This is a genomic window from Arthrobacter sp. 05N429 (genome assembly GCF_056397045.1).
This window is the reverse complement of sequence record NZ_JBFTMQ010000004.1, coordinates 220,166-244,959: the sequence shown is the minus strand read 5'-3', so window position 1 is coordinate 244,959 and position 24,794 is coordinate 220,166. Positions and strand designations below refer to the sequence as shown.

29 protein-coding genes and 1 riboswitch are annotated in these 24,794 nt (G+C 68.4%); of the genes, 13 read left to right on the top strand and 16 right to left on the bottom strand.

Annotation, left to right across the window (positions count from 1 at the left end; genetic code table 11):
- Positions 1-7: 7 nt before the first annotated feature.
- Positions 8-72: riboswitch (guanidine-III (ykkC-III) riboswitch) on the bottom strand.
- Positions 73-157: 85 nt separating this feature from the next.
- Both AC1DF4_RS10100 and AC1DF4_RS10095 read right to left on the bottom strand, forming a co-directional pair.
- Complete coding sequence (locus AC1DF4_RS10100; RefSeq protein WP_476912770.1) at positions 158-868, bottom strand: cache domain-containing protein; 711 nt, start codon at positions 866-868, stop codon at positions 158-160.
- Positions 869-894: 26 nt separating this feature from the next.
- A complete protein-coding gene (locus AC1DF4_RS10095; RefSeq protein ID WP_476912769.1) occupies positions 895-1,635 on the bottom strand; it encodes a FadR/GntR family transcriptional regulator in 741 nt (246 codons plus the stop codon).
- Positions 1,636-1,856: 221 nt separating this feature from the next.
- Between AC1DF4_RS10095 and AC1DF4_RS10090 the strand changes: the two genes are divergently transcribed.
- Genes AC1DF4_RS10090 through AC1DF4_RS10075 form a run of 4 tightly spaced genes read left to right on the top strand, consistent with a single transcriptional unit; the run spans position 1,857 to position 5,978 of the window.
- Positions 1,857-2,930, top strand: a complete 1,074-nt coding sequence (locus tag AC1DF4_RS10090; RefSeq protein WP_476912768.1) for an ABC transporter ATP-binding protein — start codon at positions 1,857-1,859, stop codon at positions 2,928-2,930.
- A 59-nt stretch (positions 2,931-2,989) separates the two neighbouring features.
- The gene (locus AC1DF4_RS10085; RefSeq protein WP_476912767.1) at positions 2,990-4,177 is read left to right on the top strand and encodes an ABC transporter substrate-binding protein; all 1,188 of its coding nucleotides are present in this window, start codon (positions 2,990-2,992) and stop codon (positions 4,175-4,177) included.
- Between the two features lies 1 nt (position 4,178).
- On the top strand, positions 4,179-5,108 hold the full coding sequence (locus AC1DF4_RS10080; protein WP_476912766.1) for an ABC transporter permease: 930 nt from the start codon (positions 4,179-4,181) through the stop codon (positions 5,106-5,108).
- 42 nt (positions 5,109-5,150) lie between these two features.
- Positions 5,151-5,978, top strand: a complete 828-nt coding sequence (locus AC1DF4_RS10075; protein ID WP_476912765.1) for an ABC transporter permease — start codon at positions 5,151-5,153, stop codon at positions 5,976-5,978.
- Here AC1DF4_RS10075 and AC1DF4_RS10070 read toward each other — a convergent pair.
- Entirely contained in the window at positions 5,975-6,580 is a 606-nt protein-coding gene (locus AC1DF4_RS10070) for a HutD/Ves family protein (RefSeq protein WP_476912764.1), read from the bottom strand. The two genes, AC1DF4_RS10075 and AC1DF4_RS10070, sit on opposite strands and share 4 nt — an antisense overlap.
- 157 nt (positions 6,581-6,737) lie before the next feature.
- Between AC1DF4_RS10070 and AC1DF4_RS10065 the strand changes: the two genes are divergently transcribed.
- The 3 genes from AC1DF4_RS10065 (at position 6,738) to AC1DF4_RS10055 (ending at position 9,096) form a co-directional block, all read left to right on the top strand.
- Positions 6,738-7,349: a phosphoribosylanthranilate isomerase gene (locus tag AC1DF4_RS10065; RefSeq protein WP_476912763.1), complete on the top strand. Its 612-nt coding sequence runs from the start codon at positions 6,738-6,740 to the stop codon at positions 7,347-7,349.
- 41 nt (positions 7,350-7,390) lie between these two features.
- On the top strand, positions 7,391-8,428 hold the full coding sequence (locus AC1DF4_RS10060; protein WP_476912762.1) for an LLM class flavin-dependent oxidoreductase: 1,038 nt from the start codon (positions 7,391-7,393) through the stop codon (positions 8,426-8,428).
- Between the two features lie 122 nt (positions 8,429-8,550).
- Positions 8,551-9,096 (top strand): YceI family protein, encoded by a 546-nt coding sequence (locus AC1DF4_RS10055; RefSeq protein WP_476912761.1) that lies wholly within the window; start codon positions 8,551-8,553, stop codon positions 9,094-9,096.
- 17 nt (positions 9,097-9,113) lie between these two features.
- Here AC1DF4_RS10055 and AC1DF4_RS10050 read toward each other — a convergent pair whose 3' ends face one another.
- Positions 9,114-9,509, bottom strand: coding sequence for a hypothetical protein (locus AC1DF4_RS10050; RefSeq protein ID WP_476912760.1), 396 nt, complete (start codon positions 9,507-9,509; stop codon positions 9,114-9,116).
- 22 nt (positions 9,510-9,531) lie between these two features.
- Positions 9,532-9,690 (bottom strand): hypothetical protein, encoded by a 159-nt coding sequence (locus AC1DF4_RS10045; protein ID WP_476912759.1) that lies wholly within the window; start codon positions 9,688-9,690, stop codon positions 9,532-9,534.
- A gap of 132 nt (positions 9,691-9,822) precedes the next feature.
- On the opposite strand from AC1DF4_RS10045, the gene AC1DF4_RS10040 reads away from it, so the two are divergent.
- Both AC1DF4_RS10040 and AC1DF4_RS10035 read left to right on the top strand, forming a co-directional pair.
- The gene (locus AC1DF4_RS10040; protein WP_476865865.1) at positions 9,823-10,236 is read left to right on the top strand and encodes a YccF domain-containing protein; all 414 of its coding nucleotides are present in this window, start codon (positions 9,823-9,825) and stop codon (positions 10,234-10,236) included.
- Between the two features lie 22 nt (positions 10,237-10,258).
- Entirely contained in the window at positions 10,259-10,771 is a 513-nt protein-coding gene (locus AC1DF4_RS10035) for an SRPBCC family protein (protein ID WP_476912758.1), read from the top strand.
- Between the two features lie 81 nt (positions 10,772-10,852).
- On the opposite strand, the gene AC1DF4_RS10030 is transcribed toward AC1DF4_RS10035, so the two are convergent.
- The 5 genes from AC1DF4_RS10030 to AC1DF4_RS10010 form a co-directional block, all read right to left on the bottom strand.
- A complete protein-coding gene (locus AC1DF4_RS10030; RefSeq protein ID WP_476912757.1) occupies positions 10,853-11,251 on the bottom strand; it encodes a VOC family protein in 399 nt (132 codons plus the stop codon).
- Positions 11,248-11,400, bottom strand: a complete 153-nt coding sequence (locus AC1DF4_RS10025) for a ribbon-helix-helix protein, CopG family (RefSeq protein ID WP_441406128.1) — start codon at positions 11,398-11,400, stop codon at positions 11,248-11,250. The genes AC1DF4_RS10030 and AC1DF4_RS10025 overlap by 4 nt, the downstream gene beginning before the upstream one ends.
- Before the next feature lie 53 nt (positions 11,401-11,453).
- The gene (locus tag AC1DF4_RS10020) at positions 11,454-12,323 is read right to left on the bottom strand and encodes a DUF4031 domain-containing protein (RefSeq protein ID WP_476912756.1); all 870 of its coding nucleotides are present in this window, start codon (positions 12,321-12,323) and stop codon (positions 11,454-11,456) included.
- Positions 12,324-12,348: 25 nt separating this feature from the next.
- A complete protein-coding gene (locus AC1DF4_RS10015; RefSeq protein WP_476912755.1) occupies positions 12,349-13,542 on the bottom strand; it encodes an AI-2E family transporter in 1,194 nt (397 codons plus the stop codon).
- Between the two features lie 101 nt (positions 13,543-13,643).
- On the bottom strand, positions 13,644-14,978 hold the full coding sequence (locus tag AC1DF4_RS10010; RefSeq protein ID WP_476912754.1) for an FAD-binding oxidoreductase: 1,335 nt from the start codon (positions 14,976-14,978) through the stop codon (positions 13,644-13,646).
- Positions 14,979-15,150: 172 nt separating this feature from the next.
- Between AC1DF4_RS10010 and AC1DF4_RS10005 the strand changes: the two genes are divergently transcribed.
- Genes AC1DF4_RS10005 through AC1DF4_RS09990 form a run of 4 tightly spaced genes read left to right on the top strand, consistent with a single transcriptional unit; the run spans position 15,151 to position 18,233 of the window.
- Positions 15,151-15,561 carry a TOBE domain-containing protein gene (locus tag AC1DF4_RS10005; protein WP_476912753.1) on the top strand — a complete coding sequence of 137 codons (411 nt, stop codon included), beginning with the start codon at positions 15,151-15,153 and terminating at the stop codon, positions 15,559-15,561.
- Positions 15,558-16,328 (top strand): molybdate ABC transporter substrate-binding protein, encoded by a 771-nt coding sequence (gene modA / locus AC1DF4_RS10000; protein ID WP_476912752.1) that lies wholly within the window; start codon positions 15,558-15,560, stop codon positions 16,326-16,328. The genes AC1DF4_RS10005 and modA overlap by 4 nt, the downstream gene beginning before the upstream one ends.
- A gap of 7 nt (positions 16,329-16,335) precedes the next feature.
- Positions 16,336-17,187: an ABC transporter permease gene (locus tag AC1DF4_RS09995; protein WP_476912751.1), complete on the top strand. Its 852-nt coding sequence runs from the start codon at positions 16,336-16,338 to the stop codon at positions 17,185-17,187.
- Positions 17,184-18,233, top strand: a complete 1,050-nt coding sequence (locus AC1DF4_RS09990) for a sulfate/molybdate ABC transporter ATP-binding protein (RefSeq protein WP_476912750.1) — start codon at positions 17,184-17,186, stop codon at positions 18,231-18,233. Before AC1DF4_RS09995 ends, AC1DF4_RS09990 begins: the two co-directional genes overlap by 4 nt.
- Here AC1DF4_RS09990 and AC1DF4_RS09985 read toward each other — a convergent pair.
- The 6 genes from AC1DF4_RS09985 to AC1DF4_RS09960 all read right to left on the bottom strand — a co-directional run bounded on the left by AC1DF4_RS09985 (position 18,221) and on the right by AC1DF4_RS09960 (position 24,449).
- Positions 18,221-18,745, bottom strand: a complete 525-nt coding sequence (locus AC1DF4_RS09985) for a carboxymuconolactone decarboxylase family protein (protein ID WP_476912749.1) — start codon at positions 18,743-18,745, stop codon at positions 18,221-18,223. The genes AC1DF4_RS09990 and AC1DF4_RS09985 overlap by 13 nt on opposite strands.
- 357 nt (positions 18,746-19,102) lie before the next feature.
- Positions 19,103-20,107, bottom strand: coding sequence for a glycerate kinase (locus AC1DF4_RS09980; RefSeq protein WP_476912748.1), 1,005 nt, complete (start codon positions 20,105-20,107; stop codon positions 19,103-19,105).
- A gap of 4 nt (positions 20,108-20,111) precedes the next feature.
- On the bottom strand, positions 20,112-21,044 hold the full coding sequence (kce, locus tag AC1DF4_RS09975) for a 3,5-dioxohexanoate:acetyl-CoA acetone transferase (protein ID WP_476912747.1): 933 nt from the start codon (positions 21,042-21,044) through the stop codon (positions 20,112-20,114).
- A gap of 43 nt (positions 21,045-21,087) precedes the next feature.
- Positions 21,088-21,852: an SDR family oxidoreductase gene (locus AC1DF4_RS09970; RefSeq protein WP_476912746.1), complete on the bottom strand. Its 765-nt coding sequence runs from the start codon at positions 21,850-21,852 to the stop codon at positions 21,088-21,090.
- 91 nt (positions 21,853-21,943) lie between these two features.
- Complete coding sequence (locus AC1DF4_RS09965) at positions 21,944-23,263, bottom strand: MFS transporter (RefSeq protein WP_476912745.1); 1,320 nt, start codon at positions 23,261-23,263, stop codon at positions 21,944-21,946.
- Between the two features lie 127 nt (positions 23,264-23,390).
- Positions 23,391-24,449, bottom strand: a complete 1,059-nt coding sequence (locus AC1DF4_RS09960; RefSeq protein WP_476912744.1) for a LacI family DNA-binding transcriptional regulator — start codon at positions 24,447-24,449, stop codon at positions 23,391-23,393.
- Between the last annotated feature and the right edge of the window lie 345 nt (positions 24,450-24,794).

Sequence of the window (24,794 nt, the reverse complement as noted above, 5' to 3'; positions counted from 1 at the left end):
CTGCTCCTGTGGCCAGTCTTGTCGCGTACCGGGTACTGATCCGTCGTCCGGAGGCCCAAGAAAGGGCCTTGATTCCAGCTTAGCAACGCCCGTGCACAGAGGCGAACCCGCCGGCCCGCCACCAAGGCGCGGGGCCCAGCCCGGATACAGCGCAGGGTCAGAGCGCGGTGGCGCCGCTCCAGATCCGGAACTTCCGGCCCACGGGATAGGCGCTGCAGCCCTCCTCGGCCACGGTAAGGTCACCCGCGGCGATGTCCGGGGCCGCCGAGACGATGGCGCGGCCGTCAGAGTTCACCAGCGTGGCCCGGTCCCCGATCCGGCGCAGTCCGGGCATGGCGCCGCGCTCCAGCCGCTGTACGGTGACGTCCATCCCCACAATGCCCACCACCGGACCGTCCGGGCGGCAAAACACCGGGTGCGTGAAGGTCAGGACGTACTCGTCCGTGCACAGGAAATCGACGTAGGGCCCGGTCACGTGGGCTTGGCCGGTTTCCACGGGGACGCGGAACCACTCGGACTTGACGTACCGGCTGATGGAGTTGGGACTGAAATTGGCGAGGGCGTCCACATGCTCCAGCTCCTCGCCCTGCCACCAGGCGATGTAGCTGCGTTCCGGCCCCAACAGCCCGGCATTGGCGAGGAAGCCGGCGCCGGCAGCGTAGCCGTCGGGAGTCCGGACCAGTTCCTCGACCACCGGCCGGATGAGCTTGTCCACGGCGGTGCCGGTGACCTTGCCGGAGAGGGCCGCCAGTGCTGTTCCCGTCTCCGCGGCCCACGCCGCGAGCCGGCCCTCGACGCCGGTGATGACGGCGTCGAGTTCCGCGGCGGGCAGGGTGGTTGTGGCGGGGGAGGTGGTGGTTTCAGGCATCGGGATCCTTGGCTCGAAGGAACTGGTCAGTAGCGTTTGGACTGCTCGTTCAGCAGCCAGTCCGTGGTGGCGGTGACCAGGGCTTTTACGGCTGCTTCCGCAGCTGCCGGCTGGTGGGATTCGACGGCGGCCGCGGTTTCCTCGAGGAGGCCGGCCGTCGTCGTACGGTAGCCGGAGTCGGCGCAGGGCAGCAGTGTGAGGGTGCCCAGATCGACCTGCAGGCGGATCAGCTCCCGGGCCAGCCGGGCCGAGCGGGCGATGGCGGCCACCTCCAGCAGGAACTCGGAGAGGGCCAGCCGCCAGTGCAGCGGATCCTCCTCCGCGGTGGGGATGAAGGAACGCAGTATTGCCATGTCCGCGGCGTCGGAGCGCCGGGCCGCGACGCCGGCGCAGGCGGCGGCAATGGCCTGGTAGTGCAGACCCAGGTCGCTGATCTGGAGCCGGGTGAGGTCCCGCAGCTGGTCCAGGGCGCGCTCCCGGGAGGGCAGGACGTCGTCCGCGATGAAGCTTCCGCCGTTGCGGCCCCGGGCCGTGCGGATGATGCCCGAGGTCCGGAGCTGGGACAGCGCCTCGCGGGCGGTCACCGCGGAAACGCCCAGGGCGGCGGCGAGCTCCGTCTCATTGGGCAGCCGCTGGCCGCTGGTGAGCAGTCCGGTTTCCACCGCCTGTTCGATCCGGCCGCATACCTCGTCCACCAGGCCCCGGGACTTGATGGGCGTGAACACGGCCGCCAGGCTCCGGGAGGCGCCCTGCGGTGTCAGCAGCATCCGGGCCTCCCTGGCAGTCTTGGCGTGGCGGTTCCAGCACCTGGAACGGACGCTGGGGGCTCCCCGCGCCCGGTTGAAGCCATCCTAATGCGGGCTATTCCGGGGGTCTATACACAAAACCTATGGAGTAATAGTATTTGGCCCAACAGCCTGTTGTGGCCTGAATCACACCCCGCTGTGTCGCATCTGGAACGATCCGGCAACGGAGTTAGGCGCACCCCATGACCGAAACGCTCGCCGCCGGCCGGCAGACGGGAACGGACGCGGTTCCGGCGATCCGCCTGCGGAAACTCACCAAAGTCTTCGGCGACACAGTCGCCGTCAACGCCGTGGACCTGGACATCCGCCAGGGCGAGTTTTTCTCGATGCTCGGGCCGTCAGGATCCGGCAAGACCACGGTCCTGCGCCTGATCGCAGGCTTCGAGCTGCCCACCTCCGGAAGTATCGAACTCGAGGGCAAGGACGTCACCGGAATGGCGCCCTTCGAACGGAACCTCAACACCGTTTTCCAGGACTACGCACTGTTCCCGCACATGTCCCTGATCGACAACGTCGCCTACGGCCTGCGCGTGCGCGGCATGCCCAGGAAGGAGCGCCACGAGCGGGCCCGCGACGCCCTGGAACGGGTGCAGCTGGGGAAGTTCGTCGGACGCAAGCCCGCCCAGCTCTCCGGCGGCCAGCGCCAGCGCGTGGCCCTGGCGCGGGCGCTGGTGGTGCAGCCCAAGGTCCTGCTGCTGGACGAGCCGCTCGGCGCCCTGGACCTGAAGCTCCGGCAGCAGATGCAGGTGGAACTCAAAGAGCTGCAGCGCTCGCTGGGCATCACCTTCATCTTCGTCACCCATGACCAGGAGGAGGCCCTGACCATGAGTGACCGGATCGGCGTCTTCAACAACGGGAGCCTGGAACAGATCGGCACGGCGCACGAGATCTATGAGCGCCCCGGCGGCGCGTTCGTGGCCAACTTCGTCGGCACGTCCAACATCTTCGACGCCGACCTCGCCCAGAAACTCTACGGCCGCGCGGAGCAGGTCTGCATCCGGCCGGAGCGGCTGCGCTTGTCCTGGGCGGCGGCCCCGGAACCACGCGACGGCGTCACGTCCCTCCCCGGAACCGTCGCCTCGCTTGTCTATGTCGGGCACGCCACCCAGGTGCGGGTGCAGCTCGACGACGGTCCCGCCGTCGTCGTACTGGAGCCGGAGACGCTGCAAGGCGGCGACGCCGAACTGCTGGACCGGCGCGTCACGGTGAGCTGGGACGACGGCGACGCCGTCTGGCTGCCGCCCGCCGGCTCCTGAAAGATATGTCCGCGCCCCGAGCCTGAATCAGATTCACCCCACAACGAAAGGTAAGGATCATGGCATCAAGGAATAGGGCCTCCCTCGTGGTTGGGGTGGCCGCGGCGGCAGCCCTCGTCTTGGCGGGCTGCGGCACCACAGGCGGGGGATCTGCCAGCCCGTCCGCGCAGCCGGTCAAGACCGAAATCGGCCAGGGCGAGGGGCAGCTCTCCATCCTCGGCTGGCCGGGCTACGCCGAGGACGGCAGCAACGATCCCGCCGTCGACTGGGTGACCCCTTTCGAGACCGAGACCGGCTGCAAGGTGAACTTCAAGCCCTTCGGCACCTCGGACGAGGCCGTGACCCTGATGCGGACCGGCCAGTACGATGTCGTCTCGGCCTCCGGCGACGCCTCCCTGCGGCTGATTGCCGGCAACAACGTGGAGCCCGTCAACATGAGCCTGCTGAAGAACTACGCCGACGTGTACCCGTTCCTGAAGGACAAGGCCTGGAACACTGTGGACGGCAAGAATTACGGGATGCCGCACGGCTGGGGCGCCAACCTGCTGATGTACTCCGTGGATGCCGTCACACCGGCGCCCACCTCCTGGAAGGCCGTGTTCGACGACGCCGCCCAGCACAGCGGCAAGGTCACTGCGTACGACTCGCCGATCTACATCGCTGACGCCGCCGTGTACCTGATGGCGCACAAGCCGGAGCTCGGCATTAAGAATCCCTACGCGCTGGACAAGGACCAGCTCGCGGCCTCGGTTGCCCTGCTGAAGGAGCAGCGCCAGCACATCGGCGAGTACTGGAGCGACGTCGTCAAAGAGGTTCAGGCCTTCGCCAGCGGCAGCACCGTGGTCGGCACCACCTGGCAGGTGGGCGCGAACATCGCCGGCGCGAACGGGACCAATGTGAAGACCCTGCTCCCCGAAGAGGGCGCCACGGGCTGGTCGGACACGTGGATGATCAGTTCGACGTCCAAGAACAAGAACTGCGCCTACCTGTGGCTCGACTACATTGCCAGCCCCAAGGCCAATGCGGCAGTGGCGGAGTTCTTCGGTGAATCACCGGCCAACCCCAAGGCCTGCGACCTCACCGCCGACAAGGCGCACTGCGAGACCTATCATTCCGGCGACGAGGCATACGCGAAGCAGATCTGGTACTGGACCACCCCGGTGGCGAAGTGCCTTGACGGCCGGACAGATGTCCAATGCACGGACTACTCGGCGTGGACGAAGGCGTGGACGGAGATCAAGGGCTGACATGACGGTCCAGACGCAGCACCCGGTCCCCGGGGCGCCGCCGGCAGCTCCCGCGGTGCCCCGGCCCAAGGCCCACAAGTTCTCGGCGCTGCTCCACCGTTCGCCGAACCTTCGGCTGGCGGGGCTGGTGACGGCCCCCGCCGGCTGGCTGGTGCTCGTCTACATCGCCGCCCTGGCGGCGCTGCTGATCACCGCGTTCTGGACTGTGGACACCTTCACGGGGAAGGTGTCCACGGACTGGACCACCGAAAACGTGGTGACGGTCCTGACGGATCCGGTCTACCAACGGATCACCCTGCGGACACTGTGGATCGCCATTGCCGTGACGCTGATCGACCTGGTCCTGGCCCTGCCCATGGCGCTATTTATCGCCAAGGTGGCCAGCCCCCGCTGGCAGAAGCTGCTGGTGGTGGCGGTACTGATGCCGCTGTGGGCCAGCTACCTCGTCAAGGCCTACGCGTGGCGGAACGTGCTCGCCGAAGGCGGGCTGCTGGAGTGGCTGGGGGCGCCGATCGGGCTGCAATCGCCGGGGTATGGGGAAACCGCCGTGATCCTGACGCTGGCCTACATCTGGCTGCCGTTCATGATCCTGCCGATCTACGCCGGATTCGACCGGGTGCCCGATTCGCTGCTGGAGGCCTCCGGGGACCTGGGCGCCAAGCCGCTGGCCACGATGCGCCTGGTCATGTTCCCCCTGCTGGTCCCCTCCATCATTGCCGGGACGATCTTCACGTTCTCGCTCTCACTGGGGGACTACATCACGGCGCAGATCGTCGGCGGCACCACCCAGATGCTCGGCACCGTGGTCTACGCGAACGTTGGGGCCGCGAACAACCTGCCGTTGGCCGCGGCCGTCTCGCTGGTGCCGATCGCGATCATCACGCTGTACCTCTTCATTGTCCGGCGCTCCGGCGCCCTCAACAGCCTGTGAACAGTGGGCGGCGTTTAGCCCGGAGCAGGCGGCAGGAGCACCATGAGACTTTCCCGAAGCGCCAAAGTCGTCCTCGGCGTCGTCACCGCACTGGTTTTCCTCTTCATCTACGTCCCGCTGCTGCTGGTGGTGGTGAACTCCTTCAACGCGGACAGGACGTTCGGCTGGCCGCCGCAGGGGTTCACCCTGGAATGGTGGGTGCGGGCCTTCGACTCCACCGGCGTCCGCGAGGCCCTGGTCTCCTCGCTGTGGGTGGCGGCGGTCTCGACCCTCATTTCGCTGGTGCTGGGGACGCTCCTGGCGCTGGCGTTGCTGCGTTATCAATTCTTCGGCCGGGACGTCATCAGCCTGCTCGTGATCCTGCCGATCGCGCTGCCCGGCATCGTGACCGGCATCGCCTTGAACAACATGTTCACCACCATCCTGGGTGTCTCGCTGAGCATGTGGACCGTGGTGATCGCGCACGCCACGTTCTGCATGGTGACCGTGTTCAACAACGTCATTGCGCGGCTTCGCCGGATGCAGGGCGGCCTGGAGGAGGCGTCTGCCGATCTGGGCGCCGGCGTGTTCACCACATTCCGGCTGGTCACGTTCCCGCAGCTCCGCTCCGCCCTGCTGGCCGGCGGGCTGCTGGCCTTCGCGCTGAGCTTCGACGAGATCATCGTGACCACGTTTACCATCGGCGCCGGGGACACGACCCTGCCGATCTGGATCCTGCAGAACCTTTTCCGGCCCAACCAGGCCCCGGTGGTCAACGTTGTGGCCGTAGTCCTGATTGTCGTCTCGATCGTGCCGATCTGGCTCGCGCAGCGCCTGTCCCAGGACTCGGTGGGCATCGGCGGCACACGTGTGAAGGCTACGGAGGGTTAGTCCTCGACGCGGTCGATCGACACGACGGCGAGGAAGCCGCGGCCCAGTATCTCCGGGGTGCCGGCGTCGGAACCGACGACGGCGTCATAGCGGGCGAGCGTTGTCGGCTCAGCGTCAGTGGCCCCGCCGGCAGCGCCGGGGGTAACCGCAGCCTGGCCCTGCAGCAGGATTCCCAGCTGGCCTTCAAACACGGGATGCGCGCGCTTCTTGGAGAGTTCGATGATGGAGGTGTAGCCCTTGAACACGCCGTTGCGGGTGATGACGTTCAGGTCCCGAATGTCGCCGGTGGGCAGCGCCCCGGCCGCGGCGGCGTCGCCGGAGAACCGGAACGGGCGGTACTTCTCGAGCGGGTGCTCGGCGCCGTCGACGATGAGCAGCAGGAGCTCGCCGTCCACGACGGTGAGGACGCGGTCCATCCCGGGGAACGCCGAGAAGTCGCCTGCCTTGGAGACGTCGGCAATGCTCACCCGCCAGTCCCAGCCGTTGGCTCCGGGGCTTTCCGGGGAAGACGTCGACGCCGAATGGCTGGCCAGTTCGCGGGTCACGCCGCCGCCGTTGCGCCAGGGTTGGGCTTTCAGCTCGGCAAAGCGGATGATCTCCATCCCACCACCCTATCCGCCGCGCCTCTTCGCGGATTCCCGACGCCGCGGCGGCGGCCGGGAAACGTCATCCCGTCGCCCGTCATCTGGGTGGCCGGCGCGCCGGCGTGCCCTGGACCTTGCTAACGTCGGAGGCAGAAACCACTTTTGAAGGAGCCGGATGTTCGTCAAGGTATGCGGGCTCAGCACCCCCGAGTCGGTCCGGACCGCGGCGGACGCCGGAGCGGACGCCGTCGGCTTCGTCCTGACCCGCAGCCCCCGCGAAGTCACGCCGGCGCAGGCACGGGAGCTCCTGGCCCACGTCCCGGCCGGGCTCCCCGCCGTCGGCGTCTTCCGGCACGAAGCCGCGGCAGCCGCCGCGGGCCTGGCCCGTGAAGCGGGGCTCGACTGGGTCCAGCTCCACGGCGACCGCACCCCGGACGACGTGCGCACCGTGCACGCCGCCGGACTCAAACTCATCCGGGCCGTCACCATGTCCGCCGCACCGGACGCGTTCGCCGACTGGGGCGAGGACTTGCTTCTGATCGACGCCGCGGTGCCCGGCTCCGGCGAGGCCTGGGACTACTCCTCGGTCCGCGCCAAGGGGCTGGAGGGGCGGAACTGGCTGCTGGCCGGCGGGCTGGATCCCGCCAACGTCGCAGGCGCCGCCTCGCAGGCAGGCGCCTGGGGGGTTGACGTCTCCTCCGGCGTCGAGTCCTCTCGCGGGGTGAAGGACCTGGCCAAAATCAGGGACTTCGTGGCCGCGGCAAAGTCGCGGGCTGAAAAGTCCTGAACCCGCGGAATGCCGCCGGACCCTCCCGTGTTGCCCCTGACATGAAGCGCATCGGATTCCTGTCCTTCGGCCACTGGGGCCCCGGCGAGGGTTCCCGCACCCGGACCGCCCGCGACGCCCTGCTGCAGGGCATCGAACTGGCCGTCGCCGCCGAGGAACTGGGTGTGGACGGCGCGTTTTTCCGTGTGCACCACTTCGCCCGGCAACAGGCCTCCCCGTTCCCACTGCTGGCCGCCGTCGCCGCCCGGACCAGCCGGATCGAAATGGGGACCGGCGTGATTGACATGCGCTACGAGAACCCGCTGTACATGGCCGAGGAGGCCGCCGCGACGGACCTGATCAGCGGCGGGCGGCTGCAGCTGGGAATCAGCCGGGGCTCACCCGAACCAGCCCGCGACGGCGCCGCCGCCTTCGGCCACATGCCGGCCGACGGCGAAACCGCGGCGGACATGGCCAGGAGGCACACCGCGGTGTTCCGCCGCGCGATCTCGGGCGCCGGGATGGCAGAGGCCGAACCGCGCTACGCGGGCGGCGGGTCCGGCCTGCTGCCCGTCCAGCCGCATTCCGCGGGCCTCGGCGAGCGGATCTGGTGGGGCGCCGGCTCGCGCGCCACCGCCGTCTGGACCGCGGAACAGGGCATGAACCTGATGAGCTCCACGCTGCTCACCGAGGACACCGGCGTGCCGTTCGATCAGCTGCAGGCCGAACAGATCGGCATGTTCCGCCAGGCCTGGGCCGGCGCCGGCCATCAACACGAGCCGCGCGTATCGGTGAGCCGCAGCGTCCTGCCGATCGTCGACGACGAGGACCGGCGGTACTTCGGCCTCAGTGCCCTCCGGGAAAAGCGCGACCAGGTCGGGGTGATCGACGGCCTGGTGGCCCGCTTCGGCCGGAGCTACGTCGGCGAGCCGGATGCCATCGCCGAGGAGCTGGCCGCCGACGCCGCCGTGCGGGACGCCGACACCCTGCTGCTTACGGTCCCCAACCAGCTCGGCGTGGACTTCAACGCCAAGCTGCTGGGCACCGTGGTCCGGCACATCGCCCCGGCGATCGGCTGGTCGCCGAAGCCCCGGGTGTAGCGGCCGCCCAGGGTTCCGCGCAGGGCTAGCCGGGCCGAGGCGGCGTGACTAGCATGGCTCCTTGGGGGAGTACCCCAATGACCCGGCGGGCCCGGCCCGCCACCCGCGCGAAGGAGACCGTTGTGACTCTGCCCGAAGGTTTGACCCCCGGCGTCTGGACGCTGGACATGTCCCACAGCGAAGTCGGCTTCAGCGTCCGGCATGCAGGCATCAGCAAGGTCCGCGGCCGCTTCAACGAGGCGACCGCCGAGGCCAGGGTGCGGGACTCCCTGGCGGATGCCAGCCTGCATGCCAGCATCAAAACCGCCAGCTTTGACTCCGGCGACGCCAACCGCGACGCCCACGTCCGCGGCGAAGACTTCTTCGACGTCGAGAAGTATCCGGAGATGACGTTCCGCGCCACTGGGATCCGGGGCGACGGCGAGGACTACGTGCTGACCGGCGACCTGACCATCCGCGACGTCACCAAGCCGGTGGAGCTGGAGGTCGAGTTCACCGGTGTCGCCGTCGACCCGTTCGGCGCCACCCGTGCGGGGTTCAGCGCGGAGGCGGACATCAGCCGCAAGACATTCGGCCTGACCTGGAACGCTGCACTCGAAGCCGGCGGGCTGCTGGTCAGCGACAAGGTCAAAATCAATGTCGAGGCCGCCCTGGTAAAGCAGGCCTAGCCACAGAAGACCGGCGTCTAGAAGAGCAGCAGGACGAAGCCGCCCACCGTCGAAATGATGCCCACCCCGGTGAGGATCCAGCCCAGGGTCCAGGCGGCATTGTCCTGCTTGGGCGGGGTGAGCCCCCAGCGGGACGGGTGGCACACATCGTAGAAGAGGTCGACGTCGGACCCGACCACCAGATCGTGCGACTCCGCCGTCGGCAGCAGGGACCGGTGGTCGGCGTCGTGGTGGTCCGTCCAGCTGTAACCCGTGAATCCGCCGGCGCTGATCACCTTGCCCGTGGTCCCGGTCCACTCGCAATGCCGCCGCCGGGTAATCCAGCCCCACACCAGCAGCGGCAGGCCCAGGACGAAGCCCACCCACGTCATGACTTCGAGAATGGGCCCGAGCAGGTCCCCGATGTTGGTCATCTGCGTATCCCTGCCTGCGGCGTCAGCGGGAGATGCGCGAGCGGCGCAGGAAGAACATAACGCCGGCGCCCACCAGGACCAGGAGGCCCACATAGAGCAGGAACTGCACGGCCTTCACAACAAATCCGACCACCAGCAGGACAACGGCAACTATCAGGGCGAACTTAAGGAGTGCAGGCATGCTCCAAGTATTGTGCCCTTTCGTGTGTTCGCAAAGCTCCCCTCCCGCGGCCCGCGTCACGCGGGGCAATTCAGGAATTATTCAGGGTGAACCCCTAGGCCGGACGGGCCTCCGGCAGGGGACAATGGAGCCATGAAGACATTGCTCAACATCATCTGGCTGCTCTTTGGCGGGCTTTGGCTGGCGCTCGGATATTTCGCGGCCGGGATCATCTGCTGCCTGCTGGTCGTCACCATCCCGTGGGGGCTCGCGTCGTTCCGCATCGCCAACTATGCACTCTGGCCCTTCGGGCGCACCGTGGTGGATCGCCCGGGCGGCACCGGGCTGTTCTCCCTGCTCGGGAATGTCATCTGGCTGCTCGTCGCCGGCATCTGGATCGCGATCGCCCACGTGGTGACCGCCTTCGCCATGGCCATCACCATCATCGGCATCCCGCTGGCCATCGCCAACCTCAAGCTCATTCCGGTCTCGCTCATGCCGCTGGGCAAACAGATCGTCCCGACTGACAGGCCCTTCGTGACGGCCTACAGCAAGTCATACCGCTAGCCACCATCAGAGGAGGACCAGAATGTCCGAGCATGTCACCGCTGTTCCGGCAACGGCCGGCCAGGGTGAACCCCCCGCTTCGACCGAAGACCTCATGCTGGTCATTACCCGTGAATTCCAGACCCCCGTTCCCCGGGTGTGGTCGGCATTGACCGACCCGGACCAGGCACCGGCGTGGTGGGGACCTCGGGGCTTCCACACTCCGCGCGAGAGCATCGAAGCGGATCCGGAGGTCGGCGGACTTTACCGGGCCTGCATGGTCCAGGACAGCACGGGAGAGGAACTCTGGTGGGGCGGCGTCCACACGGACATCGAGCCGCCCAATCTACTTGTTTTCACCCATGCCTGGGACAAGCCGGACGGGACCCGCGGCTTTGAGACCGAGGTGACCTTCCAGCTGGACGAGGTCGACGGCGGCACCCGGATGACGTTTATCCAGGGCCCCTTCGAGACGATCGACAACCGCGACGCCCACGGCGTCGGCTGGCGCGAATCCTTCGACCGCCTCGCCGAACACCTCCGCCGCAGCCCCTGAAAACAGTGCAACGCGGGGTCACCTAGCGTCCGTCCCGACGGGGGTTTATGGGCGCCAGGTGACCCCGCGTTGCGGTCCCGGCTACGCTTTCAGAGCCGCGGATTCACGGGTCTCGTAGCTGATGTTCTGCAGCTCCTCGTCCGCCTCATTGACCTGGACGACGTACCCGTCGGGGTCCGCGACGGTGAAGAAGCGGCCGAAGGTTTCATCGATAATGGCGGACGGCGCGAAGCCGGCCGAGGCCAGGCGCCCGGCAAGGGGCTCCAGCTTCTCGTCGCTGGTGAACTGCAGCGACACCGCGCCGGCGTCGAGGTGGGTTCCGGGGGCGGCGGCGATATGGAGCCCCAGCCCGCCGCCGTCGCCGCGCAGTTCGGCCCAGGTGCCGCTGGTCGCCGCGGTTTGCTCCGTGAGGCCGAGCATGCCGTAGAAGCGGTTGGACGTCTCGATATCCCGCACGTAGCGGATCGGCGTGATTTTCATTTTTCCGGGCCTTCCTTGCTGTTCAGGACTTGCGTCAGTGCTTGTTCCACATAGGCCGACAGGGACATGCCCTCTTCGATGGCGGCATGTTTGACCCGTTTCACCAGCGGCGCCGGCAGGTACACGTTGAACTGCGTTTTCTCGACCATGGCTAGAATGCTAGCAATCTAGTATCCGTTTGGCTAGGGGGTGGGCGTCCCGCCTACCCGAGTTCGGCCCGCAGGTTCCTCCGCGCCGCCTCCAGCCACAGGTCCCTGCCGCGCGGGGTGTGGAAGAGCGGCTCCAGCTGCAGGAGCCGGCGGACGACGGCGGCGCGTCCGGCGGCGAAATCGGCGTCGCCGATGTGCGCAAAGTCCTGCCGGACGGCGGCCAGGTACCGCGCGTAGGCGTCCGGGGTTCCGCCGAGCACGGAGAGGTCGGCGTCGCTGAGGAGGGCGCCGGCGCCGTCGTCGGTCTCCGGCTGGTGGTCGGCCGTCATCCGCACCAGGCGGGCCACTTCGTCCACCTCGGCCGCGGGAAGGCCCGCGTGAGCAAGCCTGTCCTCGGCGAGCCGGGCCGATTCCTCCTCGTCCTGGCCCGCGATTCCGCGGTAGACGGCGTCGTGGAACCAGGCGGCGAGGAGCACGGTGCGTGGCGGATCGGCGGGCCCGCTGAGGAGGTCCAGGGCTTCGAGGACAGCGAGCAGGTGGGTGCGGCCGTGGTATTTCCGGTGTTCCTCGCCCCAGCGGTCCAGCAGGTCCAGGAAGAGCGCGTCGTGGCCCGGCAGCACGGCGTTCCAGCGGGTCAGCAGGGGGAGTTTGAGGGAGCCGCTGCGCCGCCGGGCCGGGATCCGCAGGCCGCTGGAAATCAGTTTGCGGACCAGGACCCTGCCCTCCACCGGGACGGCCCCGGCCGCCACAAGGGCGTTGTACCGGGCCTCGGCGACGTCGTAATGGTCGCCGTCGAACGCCCTTTCCGGGATGCCGGACGCCGCAGCGAAGGCGTGCAGTTCCTCCAGCGAGGTGTCCGAGATCAGGTGCGAGAAGTGCGTCCCGTGCGCCGGCCAGAGCGGAGGGTCAAGATAAATGGCCATACTGGAAGTCTAGACAGGCCGCGGATCAGCCGTGGTTGGCGTCCGCGTCCGCGGTGTCGGACTGGTCTTCCTGCTGCGTCCGGGCGTGGTGCGGCTTGGAGCGCACGCCCTCGCCCTTTTCGTTCAGCCGGGTCTCATGCTCGGCCACCGCGATGGCCTCGGGAGTGATGACGTCTGCCGAGTTCCACGCCTTGATCGCGGCCCAGGCCACTGCCACGAGGGGGACCGCAAGGATCGCGCCGATGATCCCGGCGAGGATGGTGCCGGCGGTGAGGGCCAGCAGGATGACGAGCGCATGCACGTTGAGTGCCTGGCCCATCACGACGGGCTGCAGGAAATTGCCCTCCAGCTGGTTCACCACGATCACCACGATGATCACGATCAGCGCGGCGAGCGGCCCGTTGGCCACCAGCGCGACCAGCGCAGCGAGGATTCCGGCCAGCGTGGCGCCGATCAGCGGGATGAAGGCGCCGATGAAGGTCAGGGCCGCGAGCGGCAGCGCGAGGGGCACTCCCATGATGACGAGCGCCAGGCCGATGAAGAACGCGTCCACGAAGGCCACGATGGAGGTCCCGCGCACATAGCCGCCGAGCACGTTGAGGCTCCGCTCCCCGGCAAGACGCGCTTTGACCAGCTTCTCTCCCTTGAACGCCCGCAGCACGAAGGCCCAGATGCGCTCTCCGTCCTTCAGGAAGAAGAACAGGATTACCGCCATGAGCAGGGCGCCGGTGATGAAGTTGCCGGCCGCGCTGAGTCCGGAAATGGCGCCGGCGCCGACGGTGCTGCTGGTGGCAAAATCGATGGCGGCGTCGCGGGCCTGCTGGATCTGCTGGTCATCGATCGGGAAGGGGCCGGTGCGGATGAACTCGTAAACCCGGTCGAAGCCCTCCGTGGCCTTGCTGGCCAGTTCGTCGGACTGGCTCATGACGGCCAGGACGATGCCCGTGATCACGGCCCCGAACGCGACCAAGAGCAGCAGGAACGACACGGTGGTGGCGGCCGTGCTGGGCCAGCCCCGGCGGCGCAGCAAGTGCACGAAGGGTGCGATCGCGGCGGCCAGGATCAGCGCCAGCAGCGCCGGAATCACCACGAGCCGGACCTGGATCAGGGCATAGACCACCACCACGGTCAGGACCAGCAGCAGGAGCACCTGCGCGGTCCTGATGCTGGCGCGGCCCAGGCTGTCGCCCCACGGGGTTGTCTTTTCCGGACTGCGCATGCTGATTTTTTCTCCCACGGTCGGATGGTCACGTTACTTACCAACCGTCTCACAGCCGGGGCCGTAAGCCTGCGGGACGTGCCCGCGCATCAGGACGCGGATCAGGCCGCGGCTGGCCGGATGTTCTGGTTTCCGCGGAAAGTGTTCTCCGGATCAAACTCCCATTTCACCCGGGCCAGCCTGCTGTAATTCTCCTCGCCGAAGGCCGCGCGGACGCGGTCCTGGCCCTCGTCGCCGATGAAGTTCAGCCACACGCCGCCATTCGCGTACGGCGCGATGTCCTGGCGGAACCTTTTGACCCAGGCCTTCGCCTCCTGGCCGCCTTCCGGGGTGTCACCCAGGCCAAAGGGGTGTGTCACCCAGCTGGCGTTCCGGTGCTGCAGCGGGGTCGCCGCCGCGGCCGGGCCACCCACCGCCCCGCCCCAGTGGGCAATCAATTGCTGCGAACTCGGTCCGGGCAGGTTCCGGGCGGAATCGACGATGATGTCGAGGGCGTCGTCGGACAGTTCGTCGTGGTAGTCCGCGCTCCAGTAGTTGTACTTGCCCGGAGGGTCGTCCAGGGAGCACTGGAAATCGGCATATCCGATGTCCTCCAGGAGGTCCACGGAGGGCTTCAGCGCGCGGTAGGGCTTCGCGTGTTCGGCGCCCTCCGCCGCGTCCCCGGCGTACACGTAGACGATGGCGACCGCCATCTTGCCGACCATCTCCGGCGGCACGAACGGTTCGGGCGGGGCGGTCAGGTAGATGATGGCACCGGTTTCCTCATTCGGCGCCGCCAGTGCCAGCTCCCGGTAGCCGCGGCTGATCTCCTGAGCTGCGTCGCCGGGCCACAGCATCAGGCCCGCATGCACCGTCGGGCCGAGCCGGTGCAGGCCAAACGTAAAGGACGTGGCGACGCCGAAGTTCCCCCCGCCGCCGTGCAGTGCCCAGAACAACTCGGGGTTCTCCGCCGCGCTGGCCGTCATTTGCTCCCCGGAAGCGGTCACCAGGTCCACGGAAATAAGGTCGTCGCAGGCAAAGCCGAAGGCCCGCTCAAGCCAGCCGGAGCCGCCGCCCAGCGTGAAGCCGGCCAGGCCCGTAGTGGAGACGCGGCCGCCGGTGAGCGCGAGGCCGTGCTGCTGGGTGGCCCGGTCGAATTCCCCGCACGTCAGCCCGGCGCCGGCTGTGACCGTGCGGGCCGCGGGGTCTACACTGACGGACTTCATCGGCCGAACGTCGATCACCAGGCCGCCGTCGTTCAATGACATGCCGGCGACGGAGTGCCCGCCGGCCCGGACAGCAACAGCCAGGCTGTTGTCCTGTGCATACTGCAGGGCCTCGGCGACGTCGGCGGCGTCACCGCAGGGTGCGATCACCGCCGGGTGGCGGTCGATCATGGCGTTGAACAAAGTCCGGGATTCGTCGTAGCCCGGGTCAACAGGTGTAATCCACTTCACGGCGGTGCTCCTCGGTGACCGCGGCTCCACCCCTCGCGGAAATTTTAGGTCCGGTGGGGACGCCGGGGATAGAGCGCGTGAAGGTAAGCGGCGGGTCGGCGCCGGGCAGCGTATTCCGAATCTGCGGGGGAGAAGCGGCTCCCACTCCGCAAATGCGGGTTAGAGTTGCCGCATGCCTAATATTCGCGTTTCGGAGGCGGCCCGGTTGCTCGGGGTCAGCGATGACACCATCCGGCGCTGGACTGAGAACGGAAGCCTGACCGCCCACAAGGACGACGCCGGGCGGCTCGCTGTGGACGGCCTGGAACTGGCACGGCTCGCCCGGGAGCAGGCCCAGCTTCCGGATGATCCGGCCCGGGCTGGCAGCTCGGCCCGCAACCGCTTCGTCGGCCTGGTCACGGCCATCACCGCGGACACCGTTATGGCCCAGGTGGAGCTGCAATGCGGGCCGTTCCGGGTGGTGTCGCTGATGAGCAGCGAGGCAGTGCGGGAGCTGGGCCTGGAGCTCGGCTCGGTCGCGACCGCCGTCGTCAAGGCCACCACGGTGATCATCGAGACGCCCAAAGGCAAGGGCGTCGTATGAGACCCGCGCTCAAGGCCGCCGCCGTGGTGGTGGCAGGAATCGTTGCCGCCGGCCTGGCAGGCTGCGGCACACCCGGAGGCGCCGCGGACGGCGGCAAGTCGCTCACCGTGTTCGCCGCGGCGTCCCTCAAGGCCCCCTTCACGGCGCTCGCCGGTCAATTCGAGGCAGCGCACCCGGGAACCACCGTGACGCTCAGCTTCGCCGGGTCCGCCGACCTCGCCACCCAGATCAGCCAGGGCGCGCCGGCGGACGTGTTTGCCTCCGCCGATACCAAGAACATGGCGAAGCTTTCCGACGCTTCGCTGGTGGAAGGAAAAGCCGCGGACTTCGCCACCAATGTGCTGACGATTGCCGTGCCTCCGGCCAACCCCGCGTCCATCACCTCCTTCGCGGATCTCGCCAGGCCGGGGATGAAAGTGGTCATTTGCGCGGCCCAGGTTCCGTGCGGCGCGGCCACAAAGACCCTTGAGCAGAAAACCGGCACCACACTGCAGCCGGTCAGCGAGGAATCGTCCGTGACCGACGTCCTGGGCAAGGTCGTCTCCGGAGAGGCCGATGCCGGGCTGGTCTACGTCACGGACGTCAGGACCGCCGGAGACAAAGTGAAGGAAATCCCCTTCCCCGAGGCCGCGCAGGCCGTCAACACCTATCCCATCGCCGCGGTGCGGACCAGCAAGAACAAGGAGCTCGCTGCAGCGTTCATCGCGGCGGTCACTGGCCCCGACGGCCGGCGGCTCCTCAGCGGCGCCGGCTTCGGAACCCCCTAGGCGCCGCATGAAACGCCGGAGAGACAGTTCCTACAGCGGGATTCCACGCTGGGTCGTGGCCGTGGCCGCCGTCGGGGCGCTGCTGGTGCTGCTGCCGCTTGTGGGCATGGTGGCCAGGGTCAACTGGCCGCAGTTCATCCCGCTCATCACATCCGAGTCGTCCCTCACGGCCCTGGGCCTGAGCCTCCGCACCGCCGCGGCGAGCACGGTGCTGTGCGTGCTGTTCGGGGTGCCGCTGGCGCTGGTGCTGGCCCGCGGCGACTTCCCCGGCAAGCGGCTGCTGCGCTCCTTCGTCCTGCTGCCGCTGGTGCTGCCCCCGGTGGTGGGCGGCATCGCGCTGCTCTACGCCTTCGGCCGCCAGGGCCTCCTGGGCAGGAGCCTTGAAATCGCCGGCATCCAGATCGCGTTCTCCACGACGGCGGTGGTCCTCGCGCAGACGTTCGTGGCCCTGCCGTTCCTCGTGGTCAGCCTCGAAGGGGCGCTCCGCTCGGCCGGCAGCCGGTACGAGGCCGTGGCCGCCACCCTCGGCGCGCGCCCCACCACCGTGCTGCGCCGGGTCACCCTGCCGCTGGTCCTGCCCGGGCTCGCTTCGGGCGCCGTGCTCTCCTTCGCCAGGAGCCTCGGAGAATTCGGCGCCACGCTCACCTTCGCGGGAAGCCTGCAGGGAGTCACGCGCACGCTGCCGCTGGAAATCTACCTGCAGCGGGAGACCGACGCCGACGCCGCCGTCGCGCTGTCCCTGCTGCTCGTCGTGGTGGCGGTCGTCGTCGTCGGGCTCTCGTACCGGGGACCCGCGCCGGCCGGGTCCGGCAGCAGGACGGCCCGCAGCGCGGGCCAAGCAGAGCGGGCGGCGGCATGACGTTCACTCTCGACGCCGCCCTCGCCGCCCGCCGCTTTGAGGTCTCCCTGAGCTTGGCGCCGGGCGAGACGGTTGCGGTGCTCGGCCCGAACGGGGCGGGAAAGTCCACCCTGCTCTCCGTGATTTCCGGACTGGTCCGCCCGGACAGCGGCCGGTCCGAGGTGAACGGCCGGGTGCTGTTTGAGCTCGGCGCAGGCGTGCACACCTGGACCGCGCCGCACCGCCGCGGCACTGCCCTGCTGGCCCAGGATCCGCTGCTGTTTCCGCACCTGAGCGCACTCGAAAACGTCGCCTTCGGGCCGCGGAGCGCGGGGGTGCCCAAGCGGGAGGCCCGGGAGGCCGCCCGGCACTGGCTGGCCGAGGTCGACGCCGCCGGCCTCGCCGACCGCCGGCCGGGGGAGTTGTCCGGAGGTCAGGCGCAGCGTGTGGCGGCGGCGCGTGCCCTGGCCGTGGATCCCGAGGTGCTGCTGCTGGATGAGCCGCTGTCAGCCCTGGACATCCATGCGGCTCCGCTGCTGCGGCGGCTGCTCAAGCGCGTGCTGGCCGGGCGGCGGGCCATCATTGTCACCCACGATGTCCTGGATGCTTACATGCTCGCGGACCGGGTGATCGTGATGGAGGAGGGCCGGATCACCGAGGACGGCCCCACCCGTGAGGTCCTCCGGCGGCCGCGCAGCAGCTTCGCCGCGGGGCTGGCCGGGCTGAACCTGGTGTCCGGGACCGTGACGCCCGCCGGCATCCGGTCCGCCGAGGGGCTCGAGTTCGCCGGTCAGCACGACGCGCCGCTCGTCGCGGGGCAGGCAGGCGTGGCGGCTTTCCCGCCGTCGGCCGTGTCCGTTTTCCTGAGCGAGGCGCACGGCAGCCCGCGGAACTCGTTCCGGGTCACGGTCACGGACCTGGAGCCGCACGGCGACCAGATCCGGGTCCGCGCCGGCGAGCTGTCCGCGGACGTGACCCCTGCTGCCTCCGCGGACCTCGGCCTGGTTCCCGGCCTAGAGGTCTATTTCGTGGTCAAAGCGGCGGCTGTGGCGATCTACCCGGCCTGACGGCGGCCGGAGGTGCCGGGCTCGCCGCGGCCCTTGCGGACGGGGTGCTGGCTGACGATCGACACCCGGTTGAACGCGTTCATGGCGATCACCAGCCAGCTGACGGCGGAGAACTCCGCGTCCGTGAGGTGTTTCCGGGCGGTGGCGCCCTCGTGCTCGCGGGCGCGGGCGTCGGAGATGTTGGTGATGGCCTCGGCCAGGGTCAGGGCGGCACGTTCCTTCTCGGTGAACAGGTCCGTGTCCCGCCAGGCCGGGAGGACGGCGAGGCGCTGGGCGGTTTCGCCGTTCCTCACGGCGTCGCCCACGTGCAGGTCCAGGCAGTAGGCGCAGCCGTTGATCTGCGAGATGCGGACGTTCAGCAGTTCGATCAGGGTCTGGTCCAGGCCGGCGTCATCCGCGGCTTCTTTGGCTTTGAGGCCCAGCCCGTTGAGGGCCCGCCAGGCGGCGGGGTGGGCCTTGTCCAGGAAGACGGACTGGGTGGTGTGGTGCTGCGCTGCTGCTGTCTCATCCATGGTCAAAAGACTACCCACGGAAACGCCGAAAATATCGCGTGACAAATCTGTCACATCTGTGACAAGATGCATAAACAGCGAAGTTTCCCTGCAGGGGCGGTTCCCCCGACCGCTCCGGGCTGGTCTCCCGACATGGGACCAGCCCCATTAATTGGCGGTCGGCTCCTTGGGGGAGCCGGCCGCCGAAATGGTTTAACGGGGCCGGCGTCGCGGACGCTGAGCATGTCCAGTCATGGGTGCAGTCCGCCCTTGAAGGTGCCGGGGGGACATGCCCACTCTTGCGGCCCAATCTTTGGGGGCATGTCCAGTCCTGGCCCCGAAGAGCGGACATATTGGCACTATGTCCAGTGCTTGCGGCTAACGGAGGGCATGTCCTGTCGTGTCCGCAAGGCAGGCCCCGGCGACCGCCGCGCCCGCACGTGTCATCGCGGCCGCGTCGCTCGCCACGATCACGCCGGCGAAGTTGTTCGCATAGTCGCCCAGGTCCTCGTGGACGGACCCCACGACGGCGTAGACGCTTTTCGTGCCGCGCCTGGCAAGAATGGCCGCGATGATCTTGCCCTGGCCGGTCTGTGAATCCAGCCGGCCCTCTCCGACCACGACCGCGCTGCAGCCGGCGAGGTGCTGCTCGAAGTCCAGGAGGTCCAGCACGTAGTCCGCGCCGGAGGCCAGTGTCGCCCCGTAGCGTGCCCACATCCCGCCGGAAAACCCGCCGGCGGCCCCGGTCCGGTCAACCGTGCGCGGGTCACGGCCGTGCTCGCGGAGGAACGCCAGGGCCTGCTGCTCGAGCCGGTCGGTGAGCATGTCCACGGCGGCCGGGCCGGCGCCCTTCTGAGGCCCGAAGACCCGCGCGGCATCGCCGAACCGGGTGGTGACGTCGCTCAGGACCGCCACCTCCGCGCCGCGGAGCCCTCCGAGTTCCTCGACCGCAGCGATGGCGCCGGCGCCGCCGTCGGTCGTGGCGGACCCGCCGGATGCCACCAGGATCCGGCGTGCCCCCAGCCGGGCGGCCTCGGCGATCAGCACACCCGTACCGTAGGTGCTGGCAGCCAGCGGATCCCGCCCCCGGCTGGAGGGAAGATTGAGACCGCTGGCCGCGGCAAGTTCAACGATGGCGGTCCCGTCCGCCGTCAGCCCGATCGCCGCCGTGACCGCGTCGCCCCACGGCCCGACGGTGCTGACGCTGACCTGCCGGGCGTCCAGACCCCGGACGAGCACGTCAAAGGTTCCCTCGCCGCCGTCGGCCACCGGCAGCTCAATCGCCTCACCGCCGGCGGACCGGATCCCGGCCGCGATGTGCCGGGAAACGTCGACGGCGGTGAAGGTCCCTTTGAAGCTGTCCGGGGCAACGAGGATGCTCATGCGCTTAGAAGCCGACCTTGTCGCGGCCCTTGAGTTGCAGCATTTCGCGGGCCTCGTCCGGGGTGGCGACCTCGAAGTTGAGGGCCTCGAGGATGGTGCGGATCCGCGTGACCTGCTGCGCGTTGGACGTTGCGAGCTGTCCGGGGCCGATCCAGAGCGAGTCCTCCAGCCCGACCCGGACGTGCGAGCCCATGGCGGCGCCGATGGTGGCCAGGGGCATCTGGTTCTTGCCGGCGCCCAGGATCGACCACTGGTAGTCGTCGCCGAGGAGCCGGTCCGCGGTGCGGCGCATGTGCATCAGGTCCTCCGGGTGGGCGCCGATCCCGCCGAGCAGGCCGAATACGGACTGGACGAACAGCGGGCCCTTGGCCAGGCCCCGGGCGTGGAAGTGCGCCAGATTGTTCAGGTGCGAGATGTCGTAGCACTCGAACTCGAAGCGGGTGCCGTTCTCGTTGCCGATGCCTAGGATGGTCTCGATGTCCTGGAAGGTGTTCTTGAAGACCAGGTCGCGGCTCTTCTCGAGCCCTTCCCGCTCCCAGTCGTGGCCGAACTCGGTGAACCGGTCCAGCATCGGGTAGAGGCCGAAGTTCATCGAACCCATGTTGAGGGACGCGAGCTCGGGCTTGAACAGGGCCGCGGGCTGCATACGTTCTTCCACGGTCATGTGCGGCGAGCCGCCGGTGGTGATGTTGATGACGGCGTCGGTGTTCCGCTTGAGTTTGTCCAGGATCGGGGCGAAGTGCTCCGGGTCCTGGGACGGCCGCCCGTCCCGGGGGTCGCGGGCGTGCATGTGCACAATCGCGGCGCCCGCCTCCGCGGCGCCGATGGCGGCGTCGGCGATCTCATCCGGCGAGACCGGCAGGTGCGGGGACATGGACGGGGTGTGGATGGCGCCTGTGACGGCGCTGGTGATGATGACTTTGCGTGAAGCAGCCATGGGAGGTCTCCTAGAGTGGGCCGAATTTTCCGGGCGGGCCGGATCAGTAGAGTTTCTCGGTGTTGCCATCGACGGCCAGGGCCTGGCCGTTGACGTTGCGGGCCATGTCGCTGGCGGCGAAGGCGGCCATGTTGGCGATGTCCTCGGCTTCGATCAGCCGTCCCAGCGAGGACTGGTTGTGGTAGAGCTCGGAGACCTGGTCCGCCGGCAAATCCAGCATCTGTGCCTTGGCCGCGATGACGGCGTCGATCCGGGGGCCGTTGACCGCGCCGGGGCAGATCGCGTTGACCCGGATCCGGTCGGGGCCGAGTTCGATCGCGAGGGTCTTGGTCAGCCCGATGACAGCCCACTTCGACGCCGAATAGGCGCTGCGCCCGGCCATGCCCAGCCGTCCGGCGGCGGAGGAGAGGTTCACGATCGAGGCTTCGCTGCCCTGCCGCAGCATCGGCAGCGCGTGCTTGATGCAGAAGAACTGGCCGTGGATATTGACGTCGAAGGTCGCCTTCCAGGCGGCCGTGTCCAGCGATTCGAGAGGCCCGGTGGGTCCCGCGATGCCGGCGTTGTTGACGAGGACGTCCAGTCCGCCCAGTTCCGACTGGACCAGGGCCATCAGTTCGCGGACCTGGTCCTCGTCGGAGACGTCGCTGACAGCGGCGGCGAGGCCGTTGACGCGGGCCTTCTCGACGGCGTCGGGGTCAATGTCCGTGACGAAGACGGCGGCCCCGAGCGCCTGGAACTTGGTGGCGATGGCGAGGCCGATGCCGTTGGCTCCGGCGGTGACCAGCACCCTTTTTGAGCTGAAATCCATGACGTTTCCTTGCGTTGGTGGAGCGGTGGACTGCTCCTGCTGACGCCCGCGCGTCTGGCGCGCGTCAGCAGGAGTGTCGGGTCGGCGTGGCTTAGTGGGCGGCGGGGGCGAGCTCGGGCTTTTCGGTGCCGCGCTTGAGCATGAGCGAGAGCAGGGCGCCGATGATGCACATGCCCACGATGAACCAGAGCCCGGAGAGCTTGGAGCCGGTGGCGTCCTGCATCATGCCCATCACGTACGGGCCCAGGAAGCCGCCGCAGAGGCCGATGGTGTTGACGAAGGCGATGCCGCCGGCGAGGGCGGCGCCGGTGAGCCGGGTGGCCGGGTAGGTGAAGAGGATCGGCTGCAGGGCGAAGAAGTTGAAGGCGGCGAGGCAGAAACCGATCATGCCAAGGAGGGGACCGCCGACGGCGCCGAGGGCGAAGCCGGAGACGATGCCGATCATCGTTCCTGTGACCAGCAGGCGGGAGCGCCGGCCGTCGGTGGCGAACCGGGGAATCAGCAGGGCTCCGGCGGCAGAGAAGATCCACGGGATGGCCGTCAGCAGGCCGATCTGCAGCGGGTTGAGCTTGCCGTAGGTGCCGATGATGGAGGGCAGGAAGTAGGACAGCGCGTAGACGGCGATCTGGTGGGTGAAGTAGATGCCGACCACGAGCAGGATCTGCTTGTCCCTGAGGATGTCGCGGAGGCGGTGGTTGCCGGACGCTTCAGCGCCCGCCTTCTCCTCGGCGGCGATGCGGGCTTCGAGGTCCATGGCTTCTTCGGGTGTGAGGAACGTTGCCTGGGTGGGGCGGTCCGGAAGCTTTTTCCAGACCACGTAGGCCAGGATGCAGGCGGGCAGGCCCTCGATGATGAACATCCACTGCCAGCCGTGCAGGCCGCCGAAGCCGTCCATGGTGAGCAGCAGGCCGCCCAGCGGTGCGCCGACGATGTTGGCAATGGACACGCCCAGCAGGAACATGCCGTTGGCCTTCGCGCGGTCCTTCACGACGAACCACTGGGTCAGGAAGTACATGACGCCGGGGAAGAGCCCCGCCTCGGCGACGCCGAGCAGCATCCGCATGATGTAGAAGGACCATTCGCCCTGCACGAAGGCCATGCAGGCGGAGATGATGCCCCACGTGATCATGATCCGCATGATCCAGAAACGCGCGCCCACCTTGTGCATGATCAGGTTGGACGGGATTTCGGAGAGGGCGTAGGTCAGGAAGAACAGCCCGGCGCCGATGCCGTAGGCGGTGGCGGAGATGCCGAGGTCAATCTCCAGCCGGTCCTTGGCCATGCCGATGTTGGTGCGGTCCAGGAACGCCATGATGTAGGCGCCGATGAGGAGCGGCATGACTCTGCGGAGGATCACACCGTTGATTTCCTTTGGTGTGCGCATCTTCGTTGGTGCGGATACAACTGACATGGGTCTTCGTCCTTGAATTGGTGGTCAGGGCAGGTGGATGGGCGGTTCGGGCAGCCCGGAGGCCGGGCAGCAGGGCAGTAGGGCAGGAGCCAGGGTGGCTGGCCTTGGGTGTGGTGCGTGGGAGGGGCTAGCGGGCTGGAGGGGTGCAGCCGCAGGTGCGCCCGATATGCAGGCGGTGCGGGCACACCTTTGAGCTGTACGTGCCGGAGGGGGCTTCGATGCGTCTGAGCAGCATGGCGAAGGCCTCGTGGGCCATCTCCTGCTGGGGCTGGACGATGCTGGTCAGGTTGATGAGCCCGGATCGGCTGTGCGGGAGTCCGTCGCAGCCGGCGACGGCGACGTCCTCCGGGATCCGAAGTCCCTGGGCCAGGGCGTGTTCCATAACGCCGATGGCCAGTTCGTCACTCCCGCACACGACGGCCTGCGGCGGTGTCTCCGCGGAGAACAAACGCTCGGCTGCCAGCCGTCCGCCCTCGTTGTTGACCCGTGTGCTGATCTTGCGGTCGCCGCTGATGCTGATCCCCGCGGCAGCGGCGGTGCGGACGAACGCCTGTTCCCGGGCCAGGGACGCGGTGGAAAACCGCGGACCGATCACAGTGGCGATCTCCGTGAAACCATGGCTCAGCATGTGCTGCATCAGCGTGGTCGCCGCGGCGTCGTCGTCGATCCCGACAAAGTCGGAGTCGAGGAAGTCGGCCCGCCGCGAGAGGCAGACGTACGGGATCCGGGCGGCCCTCAGGGTGCGGAGCGCGGTGGCGTCGTCCCGGAGTGACGCGGCCAGGATGATGCCGTCCACGTTGCGGTTCGCGAGGGTCGACGTGACCTGGGCGAGCACGTCCGGGTCGTCCTGGGTGGTAGCGACGAACACCTCGTAGCCGGACTCGGCTGCAGCGGAAATGACTCCCTGGGCCCACCTCGGAAACATGGGGTTGATGATGTTCGGCAGGATGAGGCCGATCACCCGGGTGCGCTGGGCATCGGTGGACTGCGAGGACTTACGGGGCCTGAAGCCCAGCTCGTTTGCCACGTGGATGATGTGGCGCCGGGTTTCCGGCGAGACTCCGCTCTTGCCGTTGAGGACGTAGGACACCGCGGCGGAGGAGACCCCTGCCGCCCGGGCCACAGCGGCGGCCGAAACCGGCGGCACCCGGCCGCCCAGGGTGGCGCTTGTGGCGTGGTCCTGCATGTCCGGCCCTCCTTCGCGTCGGTTTGTGTTCCTGTGACCTCAGTTACAGTAGGGAGGCCGCCGAATCTTAAGCAACGTTAAGTGATTTCCGCGGAACATGCCCAATCGCCGCTCCGGCCCCGAGGGGACATGCTCATCCCTCGCGGCACCCGGCGGGCATGCTCATTTTTCGCGCCCGGATGCACGGGACACGTCCAGTTCTGGGCTCGAACAATGGGCATAGTGGGACCATGTCCGGTGGCGGACGCCAGGGGAGGGTATGTCCAGTCCTGGGGCCGGCTCAGTGTGTGTGGCATGTCCCGGGCTGTGCGCCGGGCGCCGTGCGGGGACTCCGGCACTAGACAG

Excerpts from the sequence above, each read along its gene's own strand:
- AC1DF4_RS10100 (WP_476912770.1), bottom strand. The coding sequence starts at position 868 with ATGCCTGAAACCACCACCTCCCCCGCCACAACCACCCTGCCCGCCGCG.
- AC1DF4_RS10095 (WP_476912769.1), bottom strand. The coding sequence starts at position 1,635 with ATGCTGCTGACACCGCAGGGCGCCTCCCGGAGCCTGGCGGCCGTGTTC.
- AC1DF4_RS10090 (WP_476912768.1), top strand. The coding sequence starts at position 1,857 with ATGACCGAAACGCTCGCCGCCGGCCGGCAGACGGGAACGGACGCGGTT.
- AC1DF4_RS10085 (WP_476912767.1), top strand. The coding sequence starts at position 2,990 with ATGGCATCAAGGAATAGGGCCTCCCTCGTGGTTGGGGTGGCCGCGGCG.
- AC1DF4_RS10080 (WP_476912766.1), top strand. The coding sequence starts at position 4,179 with ATGACGGTCCAGACGCAGCACCCGGTCCCCGGGGCGCCGCCGGCAGCT.
- AC1DF4_RS10075 (WP_476912765.1), top strand. The coding sequence starts at position 5,151 with ATGAGACTTTCCCGAAGCGCCAAAGTCGTCCTCGGCGTCGTCACCGCA.
- AC1DF4_RS10070 (WP_476912764.1), bottom strand. The coding sequence starts at position 6,580 with ATGGAGATCATCCGCTTTGCCGAGCTGAAAGCCCAACCCTGGCGCAAC.
- AC1DF4_RS10065 (WP_476912763.1), top strand. The coding sequence starts at position 6,738 with ATGTTCGTCAAGGTATGCGGGCTCAGCACCCCCGAGTCGGTCCGGACC.
- AC1DF4_RS10060 (WP_476912762.1), top strand. The coding sequence starts at position 7,391 with ATGAAGCGCATCGGATTCCTGTCCTTCGGCCACTGGGGCCCCGGCGAG.
- AC1DF4_RS10050 (WP_476912760.1), bottom strand. The coding sequence starts at position 9,509 with ATGACCAACATCGGGGACCTGCTCGGGCCCATTCTCGAAGTCATGACG.
- AC1DF4_RS10045 (WP_476912759.1), bottom strand. The coding sequence starts at position 9,690 with ATGCCTGCACTCCTTAAGTTCGCCCTGATAGTTGCCGTTGTCCTGCTG.
- AC1DF4_RS10040 (WP_476865865.1), top strand. The coding sequence starts at position 9,823 with ATGAAGACATTGCTCAACATCATCTGGCTGCTCTTTGGCGGGCTTTGG.
- AC1DF4_RS10035 (WP_476912758.1), top strand. The coding sequence starts at position 10,259 with ATGTCCGAGCATGTCACCGCTGTTCCGGCAACGGCCGGCCAGGGTGAA.
- AC1DF4_RS10030 (WP_476912757.1), bottom strand. The coding sequence starts at position 11,251 with ATGAAAATCACGCCGATCCGCTACGTGCGGGATATCGAGACGTCCAAC.
- AC1DF4_RS10025 (WP_441406128.1), bottom strand. The coding sequence starts at position 11,400 with ATGGTCGAGAAAACGCAGTTCAACGTGTACCTGCCGGCGCCGCTGGTG.
- AC1DF4_RS10020 (WP_476912756.1), bottom strand. The coding sequence starts at position 12,323 with ATGGCCATTTATCTTGACCCTCCGCTCTGGCCGGCGCACGGGACGCAC.
- AC1DF4_RS10015 (WP_476912755.1), bottom strand. The coding sequence starts at position 13,542 with ATGCGCAGTCCGGAAAAGACAACCCCGTGGGGCGACAGCCTGGGCCGC.
- AC1DF4_RS10005 (WP_476912753.1), top strand. The coding sequence starts at position 15,151 with ATGCCTAATATTCGCGTTTCGGAGGCGGCCCGGTTGCTCGGGGTCAGC.
- modA (WP_476912752.1), top strand. The coding sequence starts at position 15,558 with ATGAGACCCGCGCTCAAGGCCGCCGCCGTGGTGGTGGCAGGAATCGTT.
- AC1DF4_RS09995 (WP_476912751.1), top strand. The coding sequence starts at position 16,336 with ATGAAACGCCGGAGAGACAGTTCCTACAGCGGGATTCCACGCTGGGTC.
- AC1DF4_RS09990 (WP_476912750.1), top strand. The coding sequence starts at position 17,184 with ATGACGTTCACTCTCGACGCCGCCCTCGCCGCCCGCCGCTTTGAGGTC.
- AC1DF4_RS09985 (WP_476912749.1), bottom strand. The coding sequence starts at position 18,745 with ATGGATGAGACAGCAGCAGCGCAGCACCACACCACCCAGTCCGTCTTC.
- AC1DF4_RS09980 (WP_476912748.1), bottom strand. The coding sequence starts at position 20,107 with ATGAGCATCCTCGTTGCCCCGGACAGCTTCAAAGGGACCTTCACCGCC.
- kce (WP_476912747.1), bottom strand. The coding sequence starts at position 21,044 with ATGGCTGCTTCACGCAAAGTCATCATCACCAGCGCCGTCACAGGCGCC.
- AC1DF4_RS09970 (WP_476912746.1), bottom strand. The coding sequence starts at position 21,852 with ATGGATTTCAGCTCAAAAAGGGTGCTGGTCACCGCCGGAGCCAACGGC.
- AC1DF4_RS09965 (WP_476912745.1), bottom strand. The coding sequence starts at position 23,263 with ATGTCAGTTGTATCCGCACCAACGAAGATGCGCACACCAAAGGAAATC.
- AC1DF4_RS09960 (WP_476912744.1), bottom strand. The coding sequence starts at position 24,449 with ATGCAGGACCACGCCACAAGCGCCACCCTGGGCGGCCGGGTGCCGCCG.